This window comes from Acidiphilium acidophilum, assembly GCF_033842475.1.
GTDB classification, from domain to species: Bacteria; Pseudomonadota; Alphaproteobacteria; order Acetobacterales; family Acetobacteraceae; genus Acidiphilium; species Acidiphilium acidophilum.
Genome location: NZ_JAWXYB010000018.1, coordinates 1,636,705 through 1,654,770, shown reverse-complemented (window position 1 = coordinate 1,654,770; position 18,066 = coordinate 1,636,705). Strand labels below are relative to the sequence as shown.

The following is an 18,066-nucleotide window of genomic DNA, read 5'->3' as shown; positions in this document are numbered from 1 at the left end:
AATCCGATTCTCCCGATTCACCAAATTCTTTTTTCAACCCTGATCCGCGCGCATCCGCATCACCACCGCCCGCACCACCCCGGCCAGATCCTCATGCCCGCGCGCCGTCATCCCCGCAGCCGCCGCCAGGCCCATCATCCCCGCCGCCTGTCCCGCCCCGGCCTCGATCACCGCAATCCCGCCCGCCCGCAAAAGCCGCGGCAATGCCGCAATGATCACCCGATACGCATCGAACCCGTCCACCCCGCCATCCAGCGCCGATTGCGGCTCATACCGCGCCACCTCCGGCATCAACCCCGCCATCTCCCCGCGCGGCACATAAGGCGGATTGGCCAGCACCAGATCGAACCGCCCGCCCAGCGCCGCCGCCCAATCCCCCACCACGAACCCGCATCGCGCCCCGAACCCCAGCCGCACCGCATTGCGCCGCGCCAGCGCCGCCGCCGCGCCCACCACATCGAGCCCGACCCCGAACGCGCCGGGAAACTCCGCCAGCGCCGCCAGCAGCAACGCCCCGGTCCCGGTCCCCAAATCCAGCACCGCGCGCACAACCGCCCGATTCCCGACCTCGCGCACCGCCGCCTCGATCAAGGTCTCGCTATCCGGCCTCGGAATCAGCGTCGCGGGCGATACCTCGAAATCGAGACTCCAGAACTCCCGCCGCCCGAATATATACGCAAGCGGCTCCCGCGCCGCCCGCCGCCGCGCCAGCGCCATCGCGTCATCCAGCGGCACCATCTCCCGCCCGAACAACGCCCCCGGCTCGATCCCCAGCGCAAACGCCAGAATCAGTCGCGCCTCGCGCCGCGCCTCCTCGATCCCCGCCGCCGCCAGCACCGCCGCAATCGCCGCGATCGCCTCGCCCGCCGGGATCACCCGCCCAGGCTCACTCAAGCGCCGCCAGCCGCGCCGCCTGATCCTCCTCGGTCAGCGCATCGATGATCTCGTCGAACTCGCCGAGCATCACCCGGTCGATCTTGTGCAGCGTCAGATTGATCCGATGATCCGTCACCCGCCCCTGCGGAAAATTATAGGTCCTGATCCGCTCGGACCGATCGCCCGTCCCCACCTGGGACTTGCGATCCGCCGCCCGGTCCGCCGCGAGGCTCGCCCGCGACTGCTCATAAAGCCGCGCCCGCAAAATCTTCATCGCCTTGGCCCGGTTCTTGTGCTGGCTCCGCTCCTCCTGCATCGCCACCACGATCCCGGTCGGCACGTGGGTAATCCGCACCGCCGATTCGGTCTTGTTCACATGCTGCCCGCCCGCGCCCGAGGCCCGGTACACATCGATCCTCAAATCGCTCTCATTCACCGTGACATCGACCTCCTCGGCCTCCGGCAGCACCGCCACCGTCACCGTCGAGGTATGGATACGCCCCTGCGTCTCGGTGGTCGGCACCCGCTGCACCCGGTGCACCCCGCTCTCGTATTTCAGCCGCGCGAACACCGACCGCCCGGTGATCTCGGCAATCCCCTCCTTCAACCCGCCCAATTCGGTCTCGGCATAATCCATCACCTCGAACCGCCAGCCCTTCGCATCGGCATATCGCCGGTAAGCCCCGAACAGCTGCGCCGCGAACAGCCCCGCCTCGTCACCCCCCGCCGCCGGACGGATCTCCAATATGCCGGAGCGCGCATCCGCCTCGTCGCGCGGCAACAGCGAGAGCGTGATCTCCCGCTCCAGCCTCGGCAAAAGCTCGCGCAACCCCTCGATCTCGGCATCCGCCAGCTCGCGCAACTCCGGGTCCGCCCGCGCCGCTTCCGCCTCCTCGCGCGCCCGCTGCGCCTCGCGAAACGCCACCACCTGCGCCTCGATCGTCTCGATCTCCGCCAACTCGCGCGACGCCGCGACGAACCGCTCCCCATCCAGCCCGGATGACAGCATCGCCCGCAACTCGGTCGCCCGATCGACGATCCGATCCAGCTTGTCCGCCAGATTCATGAAACCGCAGCGGCCAGATCCCCGACCGCCACCTCGCGCTGGGTCCCGTCATCGAGCGATTTCAGCGTCACCACCCCGCGCGCAACCTCATCCTGACCGATAATAACGGCATACATCGCATTGATCTTATTGCTTCGTTCCAGACGGCGCTTGAAATTGCCGCGATACCCGATATCCGTCGCTATCCCCTGGTTCCGCAACCATACCGCCACCGCGATCGCCTCTTCCGTCTCCGCCTCGCTCATCGGAATCACCGCGACCGGACGGGGCAGGGCAGGGGGTTCCGCCAACAGCATCGCCAGCCGCTCGATCCCGGCACCCCACCCGATCCCCGGCGTCGGCGGCCCGCCCATCTGCTCGACCAGCTGGTCATACCGCCCACCCCCCAGCACCGTCCCCTGCGCCCCGAGCCCGGTACTGACGAATTCGAACGCGGTATGATTGTAATAATCGAACCCCCGCACGATCCGCGGATTCTCGACGAACCTGATCCCCATCTGCTGCAACGCCGCCTTCAACCCGTCATAAAACGCCGCCGACGCCGCATTCAAATGCTGATAGATCACCGGCGCCTTCTCCAGCAGCCTGATATCCCCCGCATCCTTGGTATCCAGAATCCGCAACGGATTTTTCACCAGCCGCACCTTGCTCTCCGCCGACAGCTCCCCCTCGTAGCGCGACAGATACTCCACCAGCGCCGCCCGATACCCATCCCGGCTCTCCCGGTCGCCCAGCGTATTGATATTCAGCGTCACACTCTCGGTAATCCCGAGTTCCCGCAAAATCTGCCATCCGCACGCAATCGCCTCGGCATCCGCCAAAGGCTCCGCCGCGCCGATAATCTCAAGCCCGATCTGGTGAAACTGCCGATACCGCCCCTTCTGGGGCCGCTCATAGCGAAACATCGGCCCGGTATAGAAAATCTTCTGCGGCAAGGTCTGGGTCAGCCCGTTCGACACCAGCGCCCGGCACACCCCCGCCGTCCCCTCGGGCCGCAACGTGATACTATCCCCGCCGCGATCCTCGAACGTGTACATCTCCTTGGTCACCACATCCGACGTCTCGCCCAGATTGCGCGAAAACACCGAGGTCGCCTCGAAAATCGGCGTCGACCACTCGGTACACCCGTAAAGCCCCGCCACACGTCGCGCCGTCGCCACGACATGCCCATGCCGCCGCGCCTCCTCGCCGATCAGATCCTGGGTTCCGCGCACAGGTTGCAGCTTGGTCACGACAAATCATCCCCAAAATGAAAAAACACCCGTCCTTAGCCGCAAAACATAGCGCGTTGCGAGGGGAGGGGCGCGATGCGGGGAGGAAGGGGGAAAAGAAGGCTTCTTTTTTGCAAAAAAGAAGCAAAAAACTCTTATTAATCTTAGCCCGTGCCCTTTGAGCCGCCCGTGCCCCAACTCACAAAAGTTTTTTGCTACTTTTTTTCAAAAAAGTAGCCTTTTTTTGCTGGCCTCGCCTTTAAACCGACCCCGCCGCAATCGGCCGTGGCCGCCCCTCGCTGTCGATCGCCACGAAGGTGAACACCGCCTTGGTCACCCGCCGCTCGCTCGCCGAATCGCGCGCCCGCCGCCATGCCTCGACATTCACCTTGATCGAGCTCCGCCCCACCGAAACCAGATCGGCATAGACACTCACCTCATCGCCGATCTTCACCGGGCGAATGAAGCTCATCGCATCCACCGCCACGGTCGCGATCCGGCCATGGGCGATCCGCCCGGCCAGATTGCTCCCGCCCAGATCCATCTGCGCCATCAGCCAGCCGCCGAAAATATCGCCATTGGCATTGGCGTCGGAGGGCATGGCGATGGCGCGGATCATCGGATGGGTCGGCGGCGGTGCCTCCGGATCGTCAGACGGCATCAAAGATTTTTATCGATGAACGCCTTCAGAACGCTTTTCGGTGCAGCACCCACATGGGTCGCCGCGGCCTTGCCGTCCTTGAACAAAATCAGGGTCGGAATCCCCCGCACGCCGAATTTGGTCGGCGTCATCGGGTTCTCATCGATATTCACCTTCGCGATCGAGAGCTTCCCGGCATATTCACCGCCGAGTTCCTCCAGCGCGGGCGCGATCACGCGGCACGGCCCACACCACTCGGCCCAGAAATCCACCAGAACGGGCCCTTTTGCATCCAGAACCGAAACGGAAAACTCGGCGTCGGTCACTGGTTTGGTCACAGCGCTCATGATTCTAACTCCTCTTTCTCGTTCCTGAAACAATGGCGTGGATCGCCCCCCGGATCAAGCGGACGATGGCAGATGCGGTTTCGGCGCATGACGCGCGAGTAATGCGTCCGGCACCGCCATCACCGCACCGGTCGCGGTCCACACCAGCAACGCCCGCACCGGCCGGCCCGGATAGATCGCGCCGAGCACCGCCGCATAGGCGGCAAGCTGCACCAGATAGGGCAGGGGAATCGCGCCCGCCTCCAGCGGCGGCTGCCGATCGGTCTTGTAATCCGCGATCACGATCTCATCCGGCAGCACCACCAGCCGGTCGATCAACCCGCCGATCTCGACCCCATGCACCACCCCGGCAATCGGAGCCTCCGCCCGGCTGCCCGGCCCGAACAGCGGTGCCAGCCCGTCATGCTCCAGCACCCGCATCACCGCCGTCACCACCTGGTCCTGCGCCCCCGTATCCAGCCCATGCGCCTCCTGCGCCACATAGGCCGCCGCGCGGTCCCGCCGTGCTGACGGCGTCACATCCGGCAGATGCTGCAACAACGCATGGATCAACCGCCCCCGCGCCATCGCCGCCGCCCGCGCCGCCGCGCGCGAGCCGGAACGGGGCGAGGCCGCCGCCAGCCCGCGCGCCTCGCCCTCCGCACTCCGGCTCGGCACCAGCCGGTCGATCCGCTCGGCCGGCTCCGGCGGCGGCGCCGCCACCCATCCCTGTTCCGGCCCGATCCAGCCGGGCAGGGGGGCCATCACCGCCTGCACCTGCCGCCCGACCCGATCGGGCGGCGCGGTCTGACCGCACGCGATCACCAGACCCGGCTCGCCTTCCACCGCCTCCAACCCCCCGAACGCGACCCGCACCGCCTCGTACCAGCACAATTCCGGCAACGCCTTCCTCGGCGCCGCACCGCACACGATCAAATGATCCTCCGCCCGGGTCAGCGCGACATACAGCAGCCGGTTATACTCCTCGATCATCGCCTGCTTCGCCGCCGCCACCGCATCCCTCACCGCCTCGCACCGGATATCCGCGCGCGGACAGAACACCGGCACCATAACCTCATCCTGCGGCGCAGCGAGCCAATGCAGCGTCTCGCGCTGCACCGGCAGCCCGGTGGTATCCGGCAATATCACCAGCGGCGCCTGCAATCCCTTCGCGCCATGCACCGTCATCAGCCGCACCCGGTCGCCCGCCGCTTCCGCCTCGCGCTTGATCTCCGCCCCCGAGGCTTCGAGCGAGGCAATAAACCCCTGCAAGCCCGGTGCCTCGCGCTGTCCGTAGTCCAGCGCCGTCGCCAGCAATTCATCGATCGGCTCCGCCGCCTCCGGCCCGAGCCGCGCCAGCAACCTTGCCCGCCCGCCCAACGGCCCGAGCACCTCGGCGAACAACCGGTAAGGTGAAACGAAATCCGCCCGCGCCTGCACCGCCGCGAAAAAATCCCGCGCCGCCCGATACGCCTCGCTCTCCCCGGCCCGACTGAACAACGCATCGCGCAGCGTCCCCGTCCGCCCGATCGCGAGGTCCATCAACTCGTCATCGCTCAACCCGCCGAGCGGGCTCGCCAGCACCGTCGCCACCGCGACATCATCCTCCGGCAGCAGCACCGCCTGCGCCAGCGCGACCAGATCCGCCACCGCCCGCGTCTCGGTCAGCACCATCCGGTCCAGCCCCGCCACCGGCACCCCGGCATCCTTCAGCGCCCGCGTCAGCGCGGGCCCGAACTCGTTGCGGCTGCGCACCAGAATCAGAATATCCCCCGCCGCCAGCGCCCGCCCGCGCGATTCCAGCCGAAACACCCCGATCTGCGACGCAATCCACCCCGCCAACTGCTCCGCCAGCCGCCGCCGCGCCGAATCCTGCCGCGCATATCCCTCCGCCGCCGCCCAGGGTGCCGGTGCGATGTCCGGATCGGGCTCCGCGAGCGGCCACAGCGCGACCGACCCCGCCTGTCCCGCCCGGCTCACCCCATGCACCAGCGCCTCGCCCGGCAGCACCACGCCCGCGCGCGCCACGCCCTCGAACACCCGGTCCACCAGCGCCAGCACTGGCGCGGTCGTGCGAAACGAGGTCGCCAGCGTCCCCTCGTGCCACCGCGCCCCGGCATCGCGCACCCGCGCCCCGATCCCGCCGCGCCACGCATCGAAACTCGCAAGATCTGCCCCCTGGAACGAATAGATCGACTGTTTCCGGTCCCCCACCGCAAACACCGTCCGCTGCCGATCCGTCCGCGCCCCCATCCCCGCGAAAAACTCCGCCGCGATCGCATCGATCACCCCCCACTGCGCCGGCGCGATATCCTGCACCTCGTCGAGCAGAATATGATCGATCCCGCCATCCAGCTTGTACAACACCCACGCCGCCCCCGGATCGAACAGCAGCCGCGCCGCCCGCGCGATCAGATCGCCATAATCGAACCGCGACTCCCGCTCCTTGCCCTGCGCCGCCACCGCGTAAATCGGCACCAGCACCTCCGCCATCGCCGCCGACAGCGCGGCAACCTCCCGCGCCGCAAACCGGTCGAGGCACCGCAGGATCCGCGCCTGCTCCGCCGCCAGCACATCCGCCAATTCCGGTGCCGCCGCCGCCAGCGCCTTGCTGATCAGCCCCGATGCCTTGCGCGGCTCGCCCGTCCCGGTCAGAAATCCGCCAACCCACGAATCCCACCCCGCCAGCCGATCGCCAGCGTCGCACCCGAGCCAGTCCAGCAGCAGCACCGCCTTGTTGCGCGCCGCAGGCGAACTCTCCTCCGAAATCCGCCGAAGGCACGCAAGCAACGCCGCCTCATCGGGCCGCACCGCCTCGTCCCATAACTGCGCGATGCTGGCATCCGGTGCCCCCAGCGCCGCCCGTTGCAGCGCCATGATCGCACCCGCCCCGCCATGCCGATCCAGCAGCCGCGCCAGATGCGCCTGGCCATCCCCCAGCAGCCGATCCATCAGCGCGCCGAACTGCACTTCGGACACCTCGCCCGCCAGCAACTCCAGCGCCTCGAACGGCTCATCCACCCGTCCGCCCAGCACCTCCTCGCGCGCCGTCCGCCGCCGCACCGCCGCCTCGGCCTCATCCGCCACCCGAAAATGCGGCGAAATCCCCGCCTCCAGCGGAAACCGCCGCAACAGCGACTGGCAGAACGCATGGATCGTATCGATCCGCATCCCCCCCGGCAGATCCAGCACCACCCCGAACAACCCCCGCGCCCGCGCCCGCATCGCCCCATCCGGCACCGCATCCAGCGCCCGCAACTCCGCATCCAGCGCCGAATCAGATGCAATCGCCCACCGCCCGAGCCGGTCGCGCAACCGGATCGCCATTTCCGCCGCCGCCGCCCGCGTGAATGTCAGGCACAAAATCCGCGACGGCGGCGCCCCCGCCAGCATCAGCCGCAACAGCCGGTCGGTCAGCAGCTTGGTCTTGCCCGACCCCGCCGATGCCCCGACGAACGCCGAAACCGCCGGGTTCGACGCCGCAATCTGCGCCGCCTCCGCCACCAGCACCGCCCCGCTCACGCGCTATCCTCCCATTCCGCCCGGCGTGACACCCCGGCGAACGGATCGTCATACGTCGTCCGCGCCGGGCTCGGCCGGCTGAAAAACGGCGTCGCCGGATCGGCATAATGCGCGAGCAACGCCGGAACCGCCGTCCGCGCGGTCTCGATCACCGCCCGCACCCGCATGGCATCCCCCTTCAGCAGCGCCCGCGTCTCGCCCTCGGTCGCCCCGCCCGAAAGCTTCCAATACGCGAGTTCCTCCACCCGCCCATCGAACCCGGCAAACCCGCCCGCCTCCGCGATCACCGCCTCCAGCGGCAATTGCGGCGCGCTCCCGTCCTCCACCGCGTCATCCTTCGGCGGCGTCCCTGTCTTGAAATCGATGATCCCGACCCCATCCCCCCGCCGCTCGATCCGATCGACCCGCCCCTTCACGGTAAACCCATCGACCTCCCACACCCCCGACAATTCCACCGCGATCGCATCGGCCACCCCCATCTCGCCGATCCGCCCCCGCTCGATCGCCACGATCCACGCCGCAATCCGCGCCAGCCGCACCCGCCAGAACGCCGCCAGCGCCCGCCGCATCCGCCGCCTGCCCAACTCGTACTCGAACGCCGCCTGCAACCGCCCCGCCGCATCCCCCGCCAGCGCCCAATCCGCCCGCACCGAAACCGCGGCCAACCCGTCATGCACGATGGTCCCGAACAGCGCCGCATCGGTCTCCGCCTCCAGCGGATCGACCGGGCGCAACCGCATGATCCGCCGCGCATGGATCGCATAGGGATCGGCCAGCAGCGTGGTAATCTCCGAAATCGAGTAAACAACCGGCCTCGCCGCCACCGGCGGTCGCGGTGCGGGCTTCTCCCGCACCACCCGCGTCCCCGGCTGATCGAGCTGCCCCGCCCAACTCCCCGCCGGATGCAGCGGCAGCGCCAGCCCCGCCCCCAGCAACACCAGATCCAGCCGCGCCAGAAACCGCGACGGCACCGCCGGCGCCCGTCCCCGCCGCTTCGGAGCCGACAGCACCACCGTCCCGCAACTCGCCATCAAGCTCGTCACATCATGCGCCGCCTCGCCGATCAGCGTGGCATCGTCTGGCAATTGCGCTGCCAGCCGCATCGGCCGCGACAGCCACGGCCCCGGATCGGGCTCTGCCGGAAACACCCCCCCGACCATCCCGCCCAGCACCAGCGTATCCACCCGCTGCAACCGCGCCTCCATGATCCCCCAGATCGCAATCCGTGGATTAGCGTCCCGCGCCCGCGGCCGGCGCAACCGCGCACTCCCCAGCACCGCATCGAGCAACGCCACCAACTCCCGTGGATCGACCGGCGGCAACCCCTCCAGCGCCGCCATCTGCACCGCCAGATGCTCCGAAAGCGCCGCCCCGGCCTCCTCGTCCCACAACACCGAGCGCCCATCCGCCCCCCGCGTGATCGCCTCCGCCGCCTCGATCAACGCCCCGATCACCGCCGCAGGCTCCATCACAATCGCCGCACACGCCCCGATCAACGGCCCAAGCAATCCCTGAACCGACTGCACAAACCCATTGATTTCAGGATATCTCTCACGACATATCTCTTGATCCGTCGCAAACAGCAGCGCCGCGAACCCCGCCCCCGGCGCAACCTCGCGCAAACATAAATCCAGCTGCCGCGCCAGCCGCCGGCACTCATCCCGGCTCCGCCCGGCAAACACCAGCGGATGCTTCAACAACCCCAGCAACCCCACCGCCGCATAATCCTGATCCTGCGCCGCCGCGAGCAGCCGCAGCAGCACGGCAGGCGGCGTCTCCGCCAGCAACTCCCCCGCGCTATCCTCGGCCCTGATCCCGAGCCGCAGCAATTCCGCCGAAACCCGCTGCGCCAACCCCCGATCCGGCGTCACCAGCGCCGCATCCCGCCCCGGCTCCTCCAGCGCATCGCGCAACGCCAGCGCGATCGCCCGCGCCTCATCCTGCTCATCCGCCGATTCCAGCCGCATCACCCCCGCCACCGAAACCGCCGCCACCGAAACCGCCGGCCGGGCCGCATCCGGCGGCAGAAACGCCCGCCGCAACAACGCCACCCGCCCGTCATCCCCCGCCGCCGCCAACCCCCGCACCTCCGCGCGCGCCACCCCCATCGCCGTCAACAGCCGATACAACCCGGCCTGGGGATGCGTCGGCATCGTGCCCAACCCGTCCCAGTCCGCCTCGCCCAACCCGGGATCGAACCCGGCCAGCACCACCATCCCCTCCGGCAGCCCCGCCACCACCCGCGCCAGCCGCGCCACCGCCGGCGTCGCCACCGCCAACCCCGCGAGCCACACCGGCCCATCCGGCGGTTCCGCCGCCCAGAACCCCGCCTGCGCATCGATCAGCAGCCGCAACCGCCGCGCCGGGTCCACCGCCCGCCGATCCGCCAGAATCCCCGGCCACATCCGCGTCACGATCGTCAGAAAATCCAGCGTCCGCTGCCAATGCACCGCCAGTTCCGGAGCCACGATCCCCGGCAAGGTCTCATGCAGATCGATCTCCGCCTGCGCCGCCGCATCGATCAGCACGGCCAGATCATCCGCCAGCGTCAGCGCCTCGGCCAGCCGCGTCGGCGCGCCATCCCGCCCGCCCATCCCCAGGATCAACCGCGCCAGAATCGCCCGCCGCTCCTCCGCCGGTATCGCGGGCGGCAATTCCAGCCCCGCCGCAATCCCCAGCGCCGCCTCATCCGCCGCCCCGATCGCGGCAATCCGCGGCATGATCAGCGGCCCGCCATTCGCCGCTAGAAACGCCGAAGCCGCCGCCCGCGCCGCCCGCCGGGTCGGCAAAATCAGCACCCCCTCCGCCACATCCCGCCCGGCCTCCCGCGCCGCGCCAATCCACGCCCGCGCCAGCGTCTCCAGAAACGGCGCCTCCATCGGCACGAACGTCACAGCAGGCGTCACGAAACCACCCGCGCCGGACCCTCGATCCGCACCACCCGCCGCTCGCCCTCCGCCCACTCAAGCCCGATCCGCACCGCCTCCGCCGGAATCAACCCCCCCAGCCGCTCCGGCCACTCCACCAGCACAATCCCCGCCAGCGCCGCCTCGAACCCCAGCTCCTCCACATCGGCCTCCCCCGCCAGCCGCCACAAATCGAAATGCGCCACCGGCGGCTCCAACTCATACACCTGCACCAGCGTGAAACTCGGGCTCGGCACCTCCAGCGCCGCATCCCTCGCCCGCGCCCGAATGAACGCCCGCGCCAGCGTCGATTTCCCCGCCCCTAGCGGCCCGCTCAACAAAAACGCATCCCCCGCCACCGCCCGCGCCGCCAAACCCCGCGCCAGCGCAACCGTCTCAGCCTCGGACTCCAGAACCATCTCGCGAATCGCCATGCCCCGATCCTGCGCCGGGGGCGGGCGGCGATGCAAGGACGGGATCGGAAAAGGGAAGGGGAAGCGAGCACTTCTTTTTTGGAAAAAAAGAAGCAAAAAACTTCTGCTCCTTGGGGTTCGTGCGGGTTCAGCGGCACCTGCCCCACGGGGCGCTTTTCTTTCTGTCCAGATCGGCTACGGATATCGTATGTCAAATCCCCTCATGGCCGATGTGGCCATCATCGGCGCCGGCCCGGTCGGCCTCTTCGCCGCCTTCGAATGCGGCATGCTCAAACTCACCACGGTGCTGATCGACGCGCTGGCCGAAGTCGGCGGCCAATGCGCCGCCCTCTACCCGGAAAAACCGATCTACGACATCCCCGCCCACCCCGCGATCGAAGCCGCCACCCTGATCGAAAACCTCGAACGCCAGATCGAACCCTTCGCGCCGCCGCGCCTGCTCGGCCGCATCGTCACCGCCATCACCGGCACCGCCGGCGCCTTCACCATCACCACCGATCAGAACGACACCATCGCCGCCAAAACCATCATCATCGCCGCCGGTGCCGGCGCCTTCGGCCCCAACCGCCCCCCGCTCGACGGCATCGCCGCCTACGAGGCCACCGGCGCGGTCCAATACTACGTCAAAAAACGCGAGGCCTTCCGCAACAAACGCATCGTCATCGCCGGCGGCGGCGATTCCGCGGTCGACTGGGCCATCGCCCTCAAGGACATCGCCGCCAGCATCGCCATCGTCCACCGCCGCCCGAAATTCCGCGCCGCCCCCGAAATGGCCGACCAACTCGCCCAGGCCGCCGAACGCGGCGAAATCGACCTCGTCATCCCCTACCAGCTCCACGCCCTGCACGGCGCATCCGGCCAGCTCCACACCGTCGAAGTCGCCGATCTCGACGGCAAAACCCGCCACCTCGAAGCCGACATCCTACTCCCCTTCTTCGGCCTCGCGATGGACCTCGGCCCCATCGCCACCTGGGGGCTCGACCTCGCCCAGCACCACATCACCGTCACCCCCTCCACCTGCGAAACTAGCACACGCGGCATCTTCGCGATCGGCGATGTCGCAACCTACCCCGGCAAACTCAAACTCATCCTGCAAGGCTTCGCCGAAGCCGCCATGGCCGCCCACGCCATCCACCCGATCGTCAATCCCGGCACCGCCCTGCATTTCGAATACTCCACCTCCAAGGGCGTCCCCGCCTGATCCCCATCCCCCTGCGAAAAGATTAAAAAACAGCCAAACATCTCGCCACCAGACATTGCGCTCCCCATCTCGCCTATCAGACGGGGGAAACAATCATGGACGGATTCAACATCACGGTCGGAACCACACGGTTCACCACCGTTCGCGCCCACACCGAGCATCTCGCTTCGGCACTTTCGCCCGAAGATCAATGCATCCAGTCGATGGACGACGCCAGCCCGGTCAAATGGCACCGCGCCCACACCACCTGGTTCTTCGAGCAATTCATTCTGGTGCCCTATTCGCCCGGCTACATGCTGTTCGACCCCGATTTCCAGTTCCTGTTCAATTCCTATTACGAAACCGTCGGCGATCGTCAGTCCCGCCCCGAACGCGGCCTGATCACCCGCCCCTCCTGCGATCACGTCACCGCCTACCGCGCCCATGTCGATGCCGCGATGACCCAGCTCATCGCCCAACACCGCCCCAATCTCGACCACCTGATCGAACTCGGCCTCCAGCACGAACAACAGCATCAGGAACTCCTGATCACCGACATCACCCACGCTTTCTCCCGCAACAAACTCCTCCCCGCCGCCATCCCCCATTTCACCCGCCCCGCAGCCACACAGGGCGAAGCCCGCTTCATCACCTTCGAACCCGGCCTCACCGAAATCGGCCATCAGGGCGGCGGCTTCCATTTCGATAACGAAACCCCGCACCACCCCACCTATCTTGCCCCTTACCGCCTCGCGGACCGCCTCGTTCGCAACCGCGACTGGCTCGATTTCATGACCGATGGCGGCTACCGCACCAGTACCCTCTGGATGTCCGAAGGGTGGGACGCCGCCCGCATCAACGCCTGGTGCGCCCCGTTCCACTGGCGCAAACGCGACGGCGTCTGGTTCGAATTCGGCCCCGAAGGCCTCCGCACCCTCGACCCCGAAGCCCCGGTCGCCCACATCTCCTGGTACGAGGCCGATGCCTACGCCCGCTGGGCCTGGGCCCGCCTGCCCACCGAAGCCGAATGGGAATCCGCCCACGGCGATCCCCGCCTGCACGACATGACCGGTCAGGTCTGGCAATGGACCGCCAGCGCCTATTCGCCCTATCCCGGCTTCCGCCCGGTCCCCGGCGCGATCGGCGAATACAACGGCAAATTCATGATCAACCAGATGGTCCTGCGCGGCTCCTCGCTCGCCACCCCGCCCGGCCACGCCCGCCCCACCTACCGCAATTTCTTCCACCCCGACCGCCGCTGGCAATTCTCCGGCCTGCGTCTCGCCCAAGACTGTTGATCAGGATTGTTGATCAGAACTGCTGATCAGGATTGTTGAACACGACTGCTGATCAGCACCGCTGATCTCCCCGCCTAAAACCCAACCGCTGATCGAGGATCGCCGCCCATGCCCGAAGGTTTCATCCAAAGCGTTTCCACCAGCAGCGACGTCGCCGCCGAAGCCCTGCGCGGCCTCACCGCCTTGCGCAAAACCCTGCCGCCCAAACTCTTCTACGATGAAACCGGCTGCGCCCTGTTCGGCGCCATCACCGCACTGCCCGAATACTACCCCACCCGCGCCGAAACCGGCATCCTGCGCGCCCGCGCCGCCGACATCGCTGCCTGCATCGAGCCCGGCTGCGCCCTCATCGAATACGGCGCCAGCGACGAATCCAAAGCCGCCATCCTGCTCGACCACCTCGACGCCGACGCCTACATCCCCATCGACATCGCCCACGACGCCCTGAACGCACTCACCCGCCGCATGCGCTGGACCCACCGCGCCATCACCGTCCACCCCATCGCCGCCGATTTCCTCGCCCCGGTCCGCCTGCCCAAATCCATCCGCGCCATGCCCAAACTCGGCTTCTTCCCCGGCTCGACCATTGGCAACCTCGACCACGATCAAGCCATCCGCTTCCTCGCCATGGTCCGCGAAACCCTGGGGCAGGGGGCCTCACTCCTCATCGGCGTCGATCTCGAAAAATCCCCCGACATCCTCATCCCCGCCTACGACGACGCCCAGGGCACCACCGCCGCCTTCAACCTCAACATCCTCCAACGCCTCAACCGCGAAGCCGACGCCGATTTCGACACAGCCCTCTTCACCCACCGCGCCATCTGGAACGATCAGGCGAAACGCATCGAAATGCACCTGCAAAGCCGCATCGCCCAAACCATCCACCTCGCCGGTCGCCCCATCCGCTTCAAAGCCGGCGAAACCATCCACACCGAAAACAGCCACAAATTCAGCATCCCCGCCTTCCAAACCCTCGCCCAAAAAGCCGGCTGGCACAGCACCACCACCTGGACCGACCCCGACAACCTCTTCTCGGTCCACCTGCTGACCTGACTTCCCGCGCGCCAGGGCAGGGGAAAGGGAAAGAAAAAGGGAAAGGGAAAGGGAAGGAAGTACTTCTTTTTTGCAAAAAAGAAGCAAAAAACTCTCTGACTCCGGGCCCGTGCGTGTGACAACGCCCGTAGCCCAGCTAACAAAATTTATCTTATCGCTTGCAGGAATTGGCTGAGGTTAACAGGTGATTATGCTTCGCTTTTCCGCCCCTGCGGTCCGATGTCGTTGACCGGTTACGCGGCGTGGCGGCTGACCCAGACGAGGCCCTGCCACTTGTTGGTGCCATCGTATGCCGCGACAAAGTCGCGGGCTGGATCGCGTTGGAGGCCCAGCCGAGCCATGACCCCCTGGGATCGGATGTTGTCCGGGGCGGTGTAGGCCAGCACTTCCGTCAAACCCACCCGCAGGAATGCATCGTCGAGCGAGGCCTTTGCGGCTTCGGTCGCATAGCCGAAGCCCCAGGCGGCGCGCGTCAGACGCCATCCGATATCGTCGTGCGGACCGAGCGGATGGCGATCGGATGCCCGCATGATGCCGGTATAGCCGATGAATTGCCCGTCCAAAGTCTCGACGCACCAGCGGCAAAACCCGTATTGTTCGAAGCAGGCGCTGTAGCGATCGAGCTTTCGATCGCTTTCCTCCCGGCTGAGAAGTTTTGCCTCATCGACCATGACGTCCGGGTCCGCATGCATCGCGGCAAAGGCTTCCCGGTCGCGATCGAGCCAGGGGCGCAGGCGAAGTCGGGCTGTGCGGATGATCGTGGCCTGAAAGTCAGCGGGCAGCCTCATCACGGGTCGCTTTCGTGAACAGGGTGTTGAGTGTTCGATATATGGAGACGTGTTCAAGTTTCATACCGAACACCATCAGGAGCGCCGTCAAATAGATGGGCTTGAAAAGCGGCATGACCGTTCTTGAATATCGGAAGCCGCCAACGCCGGTTTCTGATCATGGGCGAGGCCTATCTCTAGCTGCGCGACATCATCCGCAGCCATGCGCAAAATCCGTGACGTCAATGGACGCTTTGCGATTGAGCAACCTGATGTCTGGAAAATAGGGCGAGCGGGGGTCAGGCATCCTGGTAGTCCCACTTGATGTAGCCCTTGGTGTCGGCGGCCCATTTTTCATCGATTTCGACGAGGACGGCGCTGACGAGGCGTTCGAGGGAGGCTTCGTTGGGGAAGACCCTGATTTTGGTGGTGCGGCGTTTGAGTTCCTGCTGGATGCCGCGTTCCATGGGGTTGGAAGTGCGAAGCCGGCGCTGGTGGGGTTCTGGCAGTGTGAAGACGGTGAGGCCTTCGGGGATATTTCGTTCGAGCCAATCGGCGAGCTTTGGTGCGGTGTCGCGATAGGCATTGACGAGGGTTGTGAGAGCGATCTGGGCAGCGGCGAGGGAATTTGCGTTCCAGACGGTCCGGAGTTCTGCGCCGATGCGTTTGCGGATGGCGTGGTTGGGGGCGTGGTGGATGGCGTTTTGGGCGAGGTGGAACTGGCATCGTTGCCAGTGTGCGGCGCCGAAGACGGCGCGGCGTGCGGCGTGCAATCCGGCATGGTCATCGGAGACGATGAATTCGACGCCTCGCAGGCCACGCTGATGGAGGCTTTCGAGGAAGGCACGCCAATGGACTTCGGCCTCGGAAAGGGCGACCGAGACGCCGAGGACACGGCGGCGTTCATCGGGTCCGATGCCGATGGCCGAGAGCACGGCGGCATCGCGGACGACGCCATTATCGCGCATTTTTTCATATCTGGCGTCGAGGATGAGGTAGCGGATCTCGGCGAGGGGTCGGGTGCGCCAGGCGGCGAGTTCGTCATCGAGCAGCTTGCTGGCGCGGCTGACCTGAGCGGAGGAGAGGCTTTCGATGCCGAATTCGCGCATGACGGCCTCGACGTCGCGGGTGGAGACGCCTTTGATGTACATTTCGGCGACGGCGACCATGACGGCGCGGACCGAGCGTCGGCCGCGTTCGAGGGACTGTGGGTAGAAGGGTTCGCCCACGTGACCGGCGGTTTTGGGGACATCGACGGTGATCGACCCGGCCGGGGTATCGATCCGCTTGGGCTTGTAGCCATTGGCGTAACCCTGACGATCGGGGTTGCGCTCGTAGTGACTGGCGTGGAGGAAGCGTTCGCGCTCGATCTGCATGGCGAGTTCGAAGGTCCTGGCAAATACCGTGGCGATATCGCCTGCGCCGTTTTCGATCAGATGTTCCAAAAGTGCCTCGATAATCGTATCCTTTTTGGCGTCCATTCATCGGTCTCCATGTTGGTGTGAACAACTGCATGGAATACCAGAATGAACAGCCCTTGCCGGGGCATGCCCCGGCAAGGGCACCAACTCCCAACCCAAAATGAATTTCCAGACGTCAGGTTACACCACCCGCTTTGCCAATCGGTTTGCGGTACGTGAAAAATCTTTCGAGAGAATCTTCAAAGCCGTTGGATTTGTGTAATACCAACCTGCCTATCCAATGACCGCTTTGATCCAGTCTCGTTGGGTGATCGAAGCGATTTGTTCTGGCATCTGCATGAACTTGTTCCAGGCGTTTCGGCAGGCGGCAAGGATTTCGTCGTAGCTGTTCCAGACCTGATGGCTCAGGAAGTTGCCGCGCAGAAATTGCCAGATGTTTTCGACGGGGTTGAGCTCTGGCGAATAGGGCGGCAGCGATAGCAGGCTGATGTTGTCGGGCACCGGCAACCGTTCGCCGGCTTGATGCCAGCCGGCGCCATCGAGCACCAGCACGGCGTGCGCGCCAGGCGCGACCTGCGTGCTGATTTCCCGAAGATGTTCGGCCATCGCCTCGCTATTGACCGCCGGCATGATGATGGCGGCACCAATACAGCGTTCTGGGCAGACGGCACCAAACAGATAGGCGGAGTCATGGCGGTTGTCGCGCACAGCCAGTGGTCGGGAACCCCGCTCTGCCCAGACATAGGTCAGGGTTCCCTTCTGACCGACACGGGCTTCATCGGCGAACCACACCTCGATCGGCTTACGCGCCGCCGTGGCCGGGATCGCCGCCGCTACCAGGCCAGCGAAGTCTTTTTAAAAATGTCCTGTGCCGCAGCGTCCTTCTTCGGATGATACGGACGCGGCTGGACTCGCGTGAACTTGAGCCGCCGCAACAGTCGGCTGATCGACGTCTCGTGCAGGGTAACCGCAAACTCGGTCTCGATCCGTCGCTGCAGGTCGACACAGCGCCACCGTACCACGCCGTCACGCTCCGGGTCCGGGCCCTGCCTGACCCATGCCGCGATCTGCGCCTGCTGCGAAGCCGACAATTGGGGTGGCGGGCCGTTGCGGCGCGGCGCATCGCCCAGTCCTTCAGGTCCCAATCCATTGTAACGGTGCACCCAGTCGCGCAGCGTCTGCCGGTCCATGGCACAGGCCTCGGCCGCATCGCGCCGAGACCAGCCTTCGAGAACAAGAGCAATCGCCAGCAGCCGCCTCGAAATCTTCGAATCCGTCGCGCGAGCCGCCCGCTCGCGCAGCGCCATAGGCGACAAGTCCAAACGCGTTATCGCTACCGTCATCGCAAACCTCCTCCAGGGAAGTC

At 66.4% G+C, this 18,066-nt stretch carries 14 protein-coding genes; 3 read left to right on the top strand and 11 right to left on the bottom strand.

The features are described 5' to 3' along the window. Window positions 1-33: 33 nt before the first annotated feature. The 8 genes from prmC to tsaE all read right to left on the bottom strand — a co-directional run bounded on the left by prmC (window position 34) and on the right by tsaE (window position 10,981). A complete protein-coding gene (prmC, locus tag SIL87_RS10505; RefSeq protein WP_319614138.1) occupies window positions 34-894 on the bottom strand; it encodes a peptide chain release factor N(5)-glutamine methyltransferase in 861 nt (286 codons plus the stop codon). After that, a complete protein-coding gene (gene prfA, locus SIL87_RS10500) occupies window positions 887-1,942 on the bottom strand; it encodes a peptide chain release factor 1 (RefSeq protein ID WP_319614137.1) in 1,056 nt (351 codons plus the stop codon). The genes prmC and prfA overlap by 8 nt, the downstream gene beginning before the upstream one ends. Beyond that, the gene (gene hisS, locus SIL87_RS10495; RefSeq protein WP_319614136.1) at window positions 1,939-3,174 is read right to left on the bottom strand and encodes a histidine--tRNA ligase; all 1,236 of its coding nucleotides are present in this window, start codon (window positions 3,172-3,174) and stop codon (window positions 1,939-1,941) included. Before hisS ends, prfA begins: the two co-directional genes overlap by 4 nt. A gap of 238 nt (window positions 3,175-3,412) precedes the next feature. Next, complete coding sequence (locus SIL87_RS10490) at window positions 3,413-3,814, bottom strand: acyl-CoA thioesterase (protein ID WP_319614135.1); 402 nt, start codon at window positions 3,812-3,814, stop codon at window positions 3,413-3,415. Continuing rightward, window positions 3,814-4,140: a thioredoxin TrxA gene (gene trxA / locus SIL87_RS10485; protein ID WP_319614134.1), complete on the bottom strand. Its 327-nt coding sequence runs from the start codon at window positions 4,138-4,140 to the stop codon at window positions 3,814-3,816. Before trxA ends, SIL87_RS10490 begins: the two co-directional genes overlap by 1 nt. Before the next feature lie 54 nt (window positions 4,141-4,194). Next, on the bottom strand, window positions 4,195-7,641 hold the full coding sequence (gene addA, locus SIL87_RS10480; RefSeq protein ID WP_319614133.1) for a double-strand break repair helicase AddA: 3,447 nt from the start codon (window positions 7,639-7,641) through the stop codon (window positions 4,195-4,197). Further along, window positions 7,638-10,547, bottom strand: coding sequence for a double-strand break repair protein AddB (gene addB / locus SIL87_RS10475; protein WP_319614132.1), 2,910 nt, complete (start codon window positions 10,545-10,547; stop codon window positions 7,638-7,640). Before addB ends, addA begins: the two co-directional genes overlap by 4 nt. Continuing rightward, window positions 10,544-10,981 (bottom strand): tRNA (adenosine(37)-N6)-threonylcarbamoyltransferase complex ATPase subunit type 1 TsaE, encoded by a 438-nt coding sequence (tsaE, locus tag SIL87_RS10470; protein ID WP_319614131.1) that lies wholly within the window; start codon window positions 10,979-10,981, stop codon window positions 10,544-10,546. Before tsaE ends, addB begins: the two co-directional genes overlap by 4 nt. A 187-nt stretch (window positions 10,982-11,168) precedes the next feature. Between tsaE and SIL87_RS10465 the strand changes: the two genes are divergently transcribed. From SIL87_RS10465 to egtD, 3 genes are all read left to right on the top strand, one after another. Next, a complete protein-coding gene (locus SIL87_RS10465) occupies window positions 11,169-12,182 on the top strand; it encodes an NAD(P)/FAD-dependent oxidoreductase (RefSeq protein WP_319614130.1) in 1,014 nt (337 codons plus the stop codon). A 95-nt stretch (window positions 12,183-12,277) separates the two neighbouring features. Further along, window positions 12,278-13,459: an ergothioneine biosynthesis protein EgtB gene (gene egtB / locus SIL87_RS10460; RefSeq protein ID WP_319614129.1), complete on the top strand. Its 1,182-nt coding sequence runs from the start codon at window positions 12,278-12,280 to the stop codon at window positions 13,457-13,459. 108 nt (window positions 13,460-13,567) lie between these two features. After that, window positions 13,568-14,512: an L-histidine N(alpha)-methyltransferase gene (gene egtD, locus SIL87_RS10455; protein ID WP_319614128.1), complete on the top strand. Its 945-nt coding sequence runs from the start codon at window positions 13,568-13,570 to the stop codon at window positions 14,510-14,512. Between the two features lie 233 nt (window positions 14,513-14,745). Here egtD and SIL87_RS10450 read toward each other — a convergent pair whose 3' ends face one another. The 3 genes from SIL87_RS10450 to SIL87_RS10440 form a co-directional block, all read right to left on the bottom strand. Continuing rightward, the gene (locus SIL87_RS10450) at window positions 14,746-15,300 is read right to left on the bottom strand and encodes a GNAT family N-acetyltransferase (RefSeq protein WP_319614127.1); all 555 of its coding nucleotides are present in this window, start codon (window positions 15,298-15,300) and stop codon (window positions 14,746-14,748) included. 278 nt (window positions 15,301-15,578) lie between these two features. Beyond that, window positions 15,579-16,760, bottom strand: coding sequence for an IS256 family transposase (locus tag SIL87_RS10445; protein ID WP_319612316.1), 1,182 nt, complete (start codon window positions 16,758-16,760; stop codon window positions 15,579-15,581). Window positions 16,761-16,973: 213 nt separating this feature from the next. Beyond that, window positions 16,974-18,043, bottom strand: a protein-coding gene (locus SIL87_RS10440) for an IS630 family transposase (RefSeq protein WP_319612768.1) whose coding sequence is annotated in 2 segments (ribosomal slippage) — window positions 16,974-17,551 and window positions 17,551-18,043 — 1,071 coding nt in all. Because the reading frame shifts where the segments join, the coding sequence is not laid out codon by codon here. Window positions 18,044-18,066 lie beyond the last annotated feature (23 nt).

Coding starts and splice junctions, on each gene's coding strand:
- prfA (WP_319614137.1), bottom strand. CDS start 1,942: ATGAATCTGGCGGACAAGCTGGATCGGATCGTCGATCGGGCGACCGAG.
- SIL87_RS10490 (WP_319614135.1), bottom strand. CDS start 3,814: ATGCCGTCTGACGATCCGGAGGCACCGCCGCCGACCCATCCGATGATC.
- trxA (WP_319614134.1), bottom strand. CDS start 4,140: ATGAGCGCTGTGACCAAACCAGTGACCGACGCCGAGTTTTCCGTTTCG.
- tsaE (WP_319614131.1), bottom strand. CDS start 10,981: ATGGCGATTCGCGAGATGGTTCTGGAGTCCGAGGCTGAGACGGTTGCG.
- SIL87_RS10465 (WP_319614130.1), top strand. CDS start 11,169: ATGTCAAATCCCCTCATGGCCGATGTGGCCATCATCGGCGCCGGCCCG.
- egtB (WP_319614129.1), top strand. CDS start 12,278: ATGGACGGATTCAACATCACGGTCGGAACCACACGGTTCACCACCGTT.
- egtD (WP_319614128.1), top strand. CDS start 13,568: ATGCCCGAAGGTTTCATCCAAAGCGTTTCCACCAGCAGCGACGTCGCC.
- SIL87_RS10450 (WP_319614127.1), bottom strand. CDS start 15,300: ATGAGGCTGCCCGCTGACTTTCAGGCCACGATCATCCGCACAGCCCGA.
- SIL87_RS10445 (WP_319612316.1), bottom strand. CDS start 16,760: ATGGACGCCAAAAAGGATACGATTATCGAGGCACTTTTGGAACATCTG.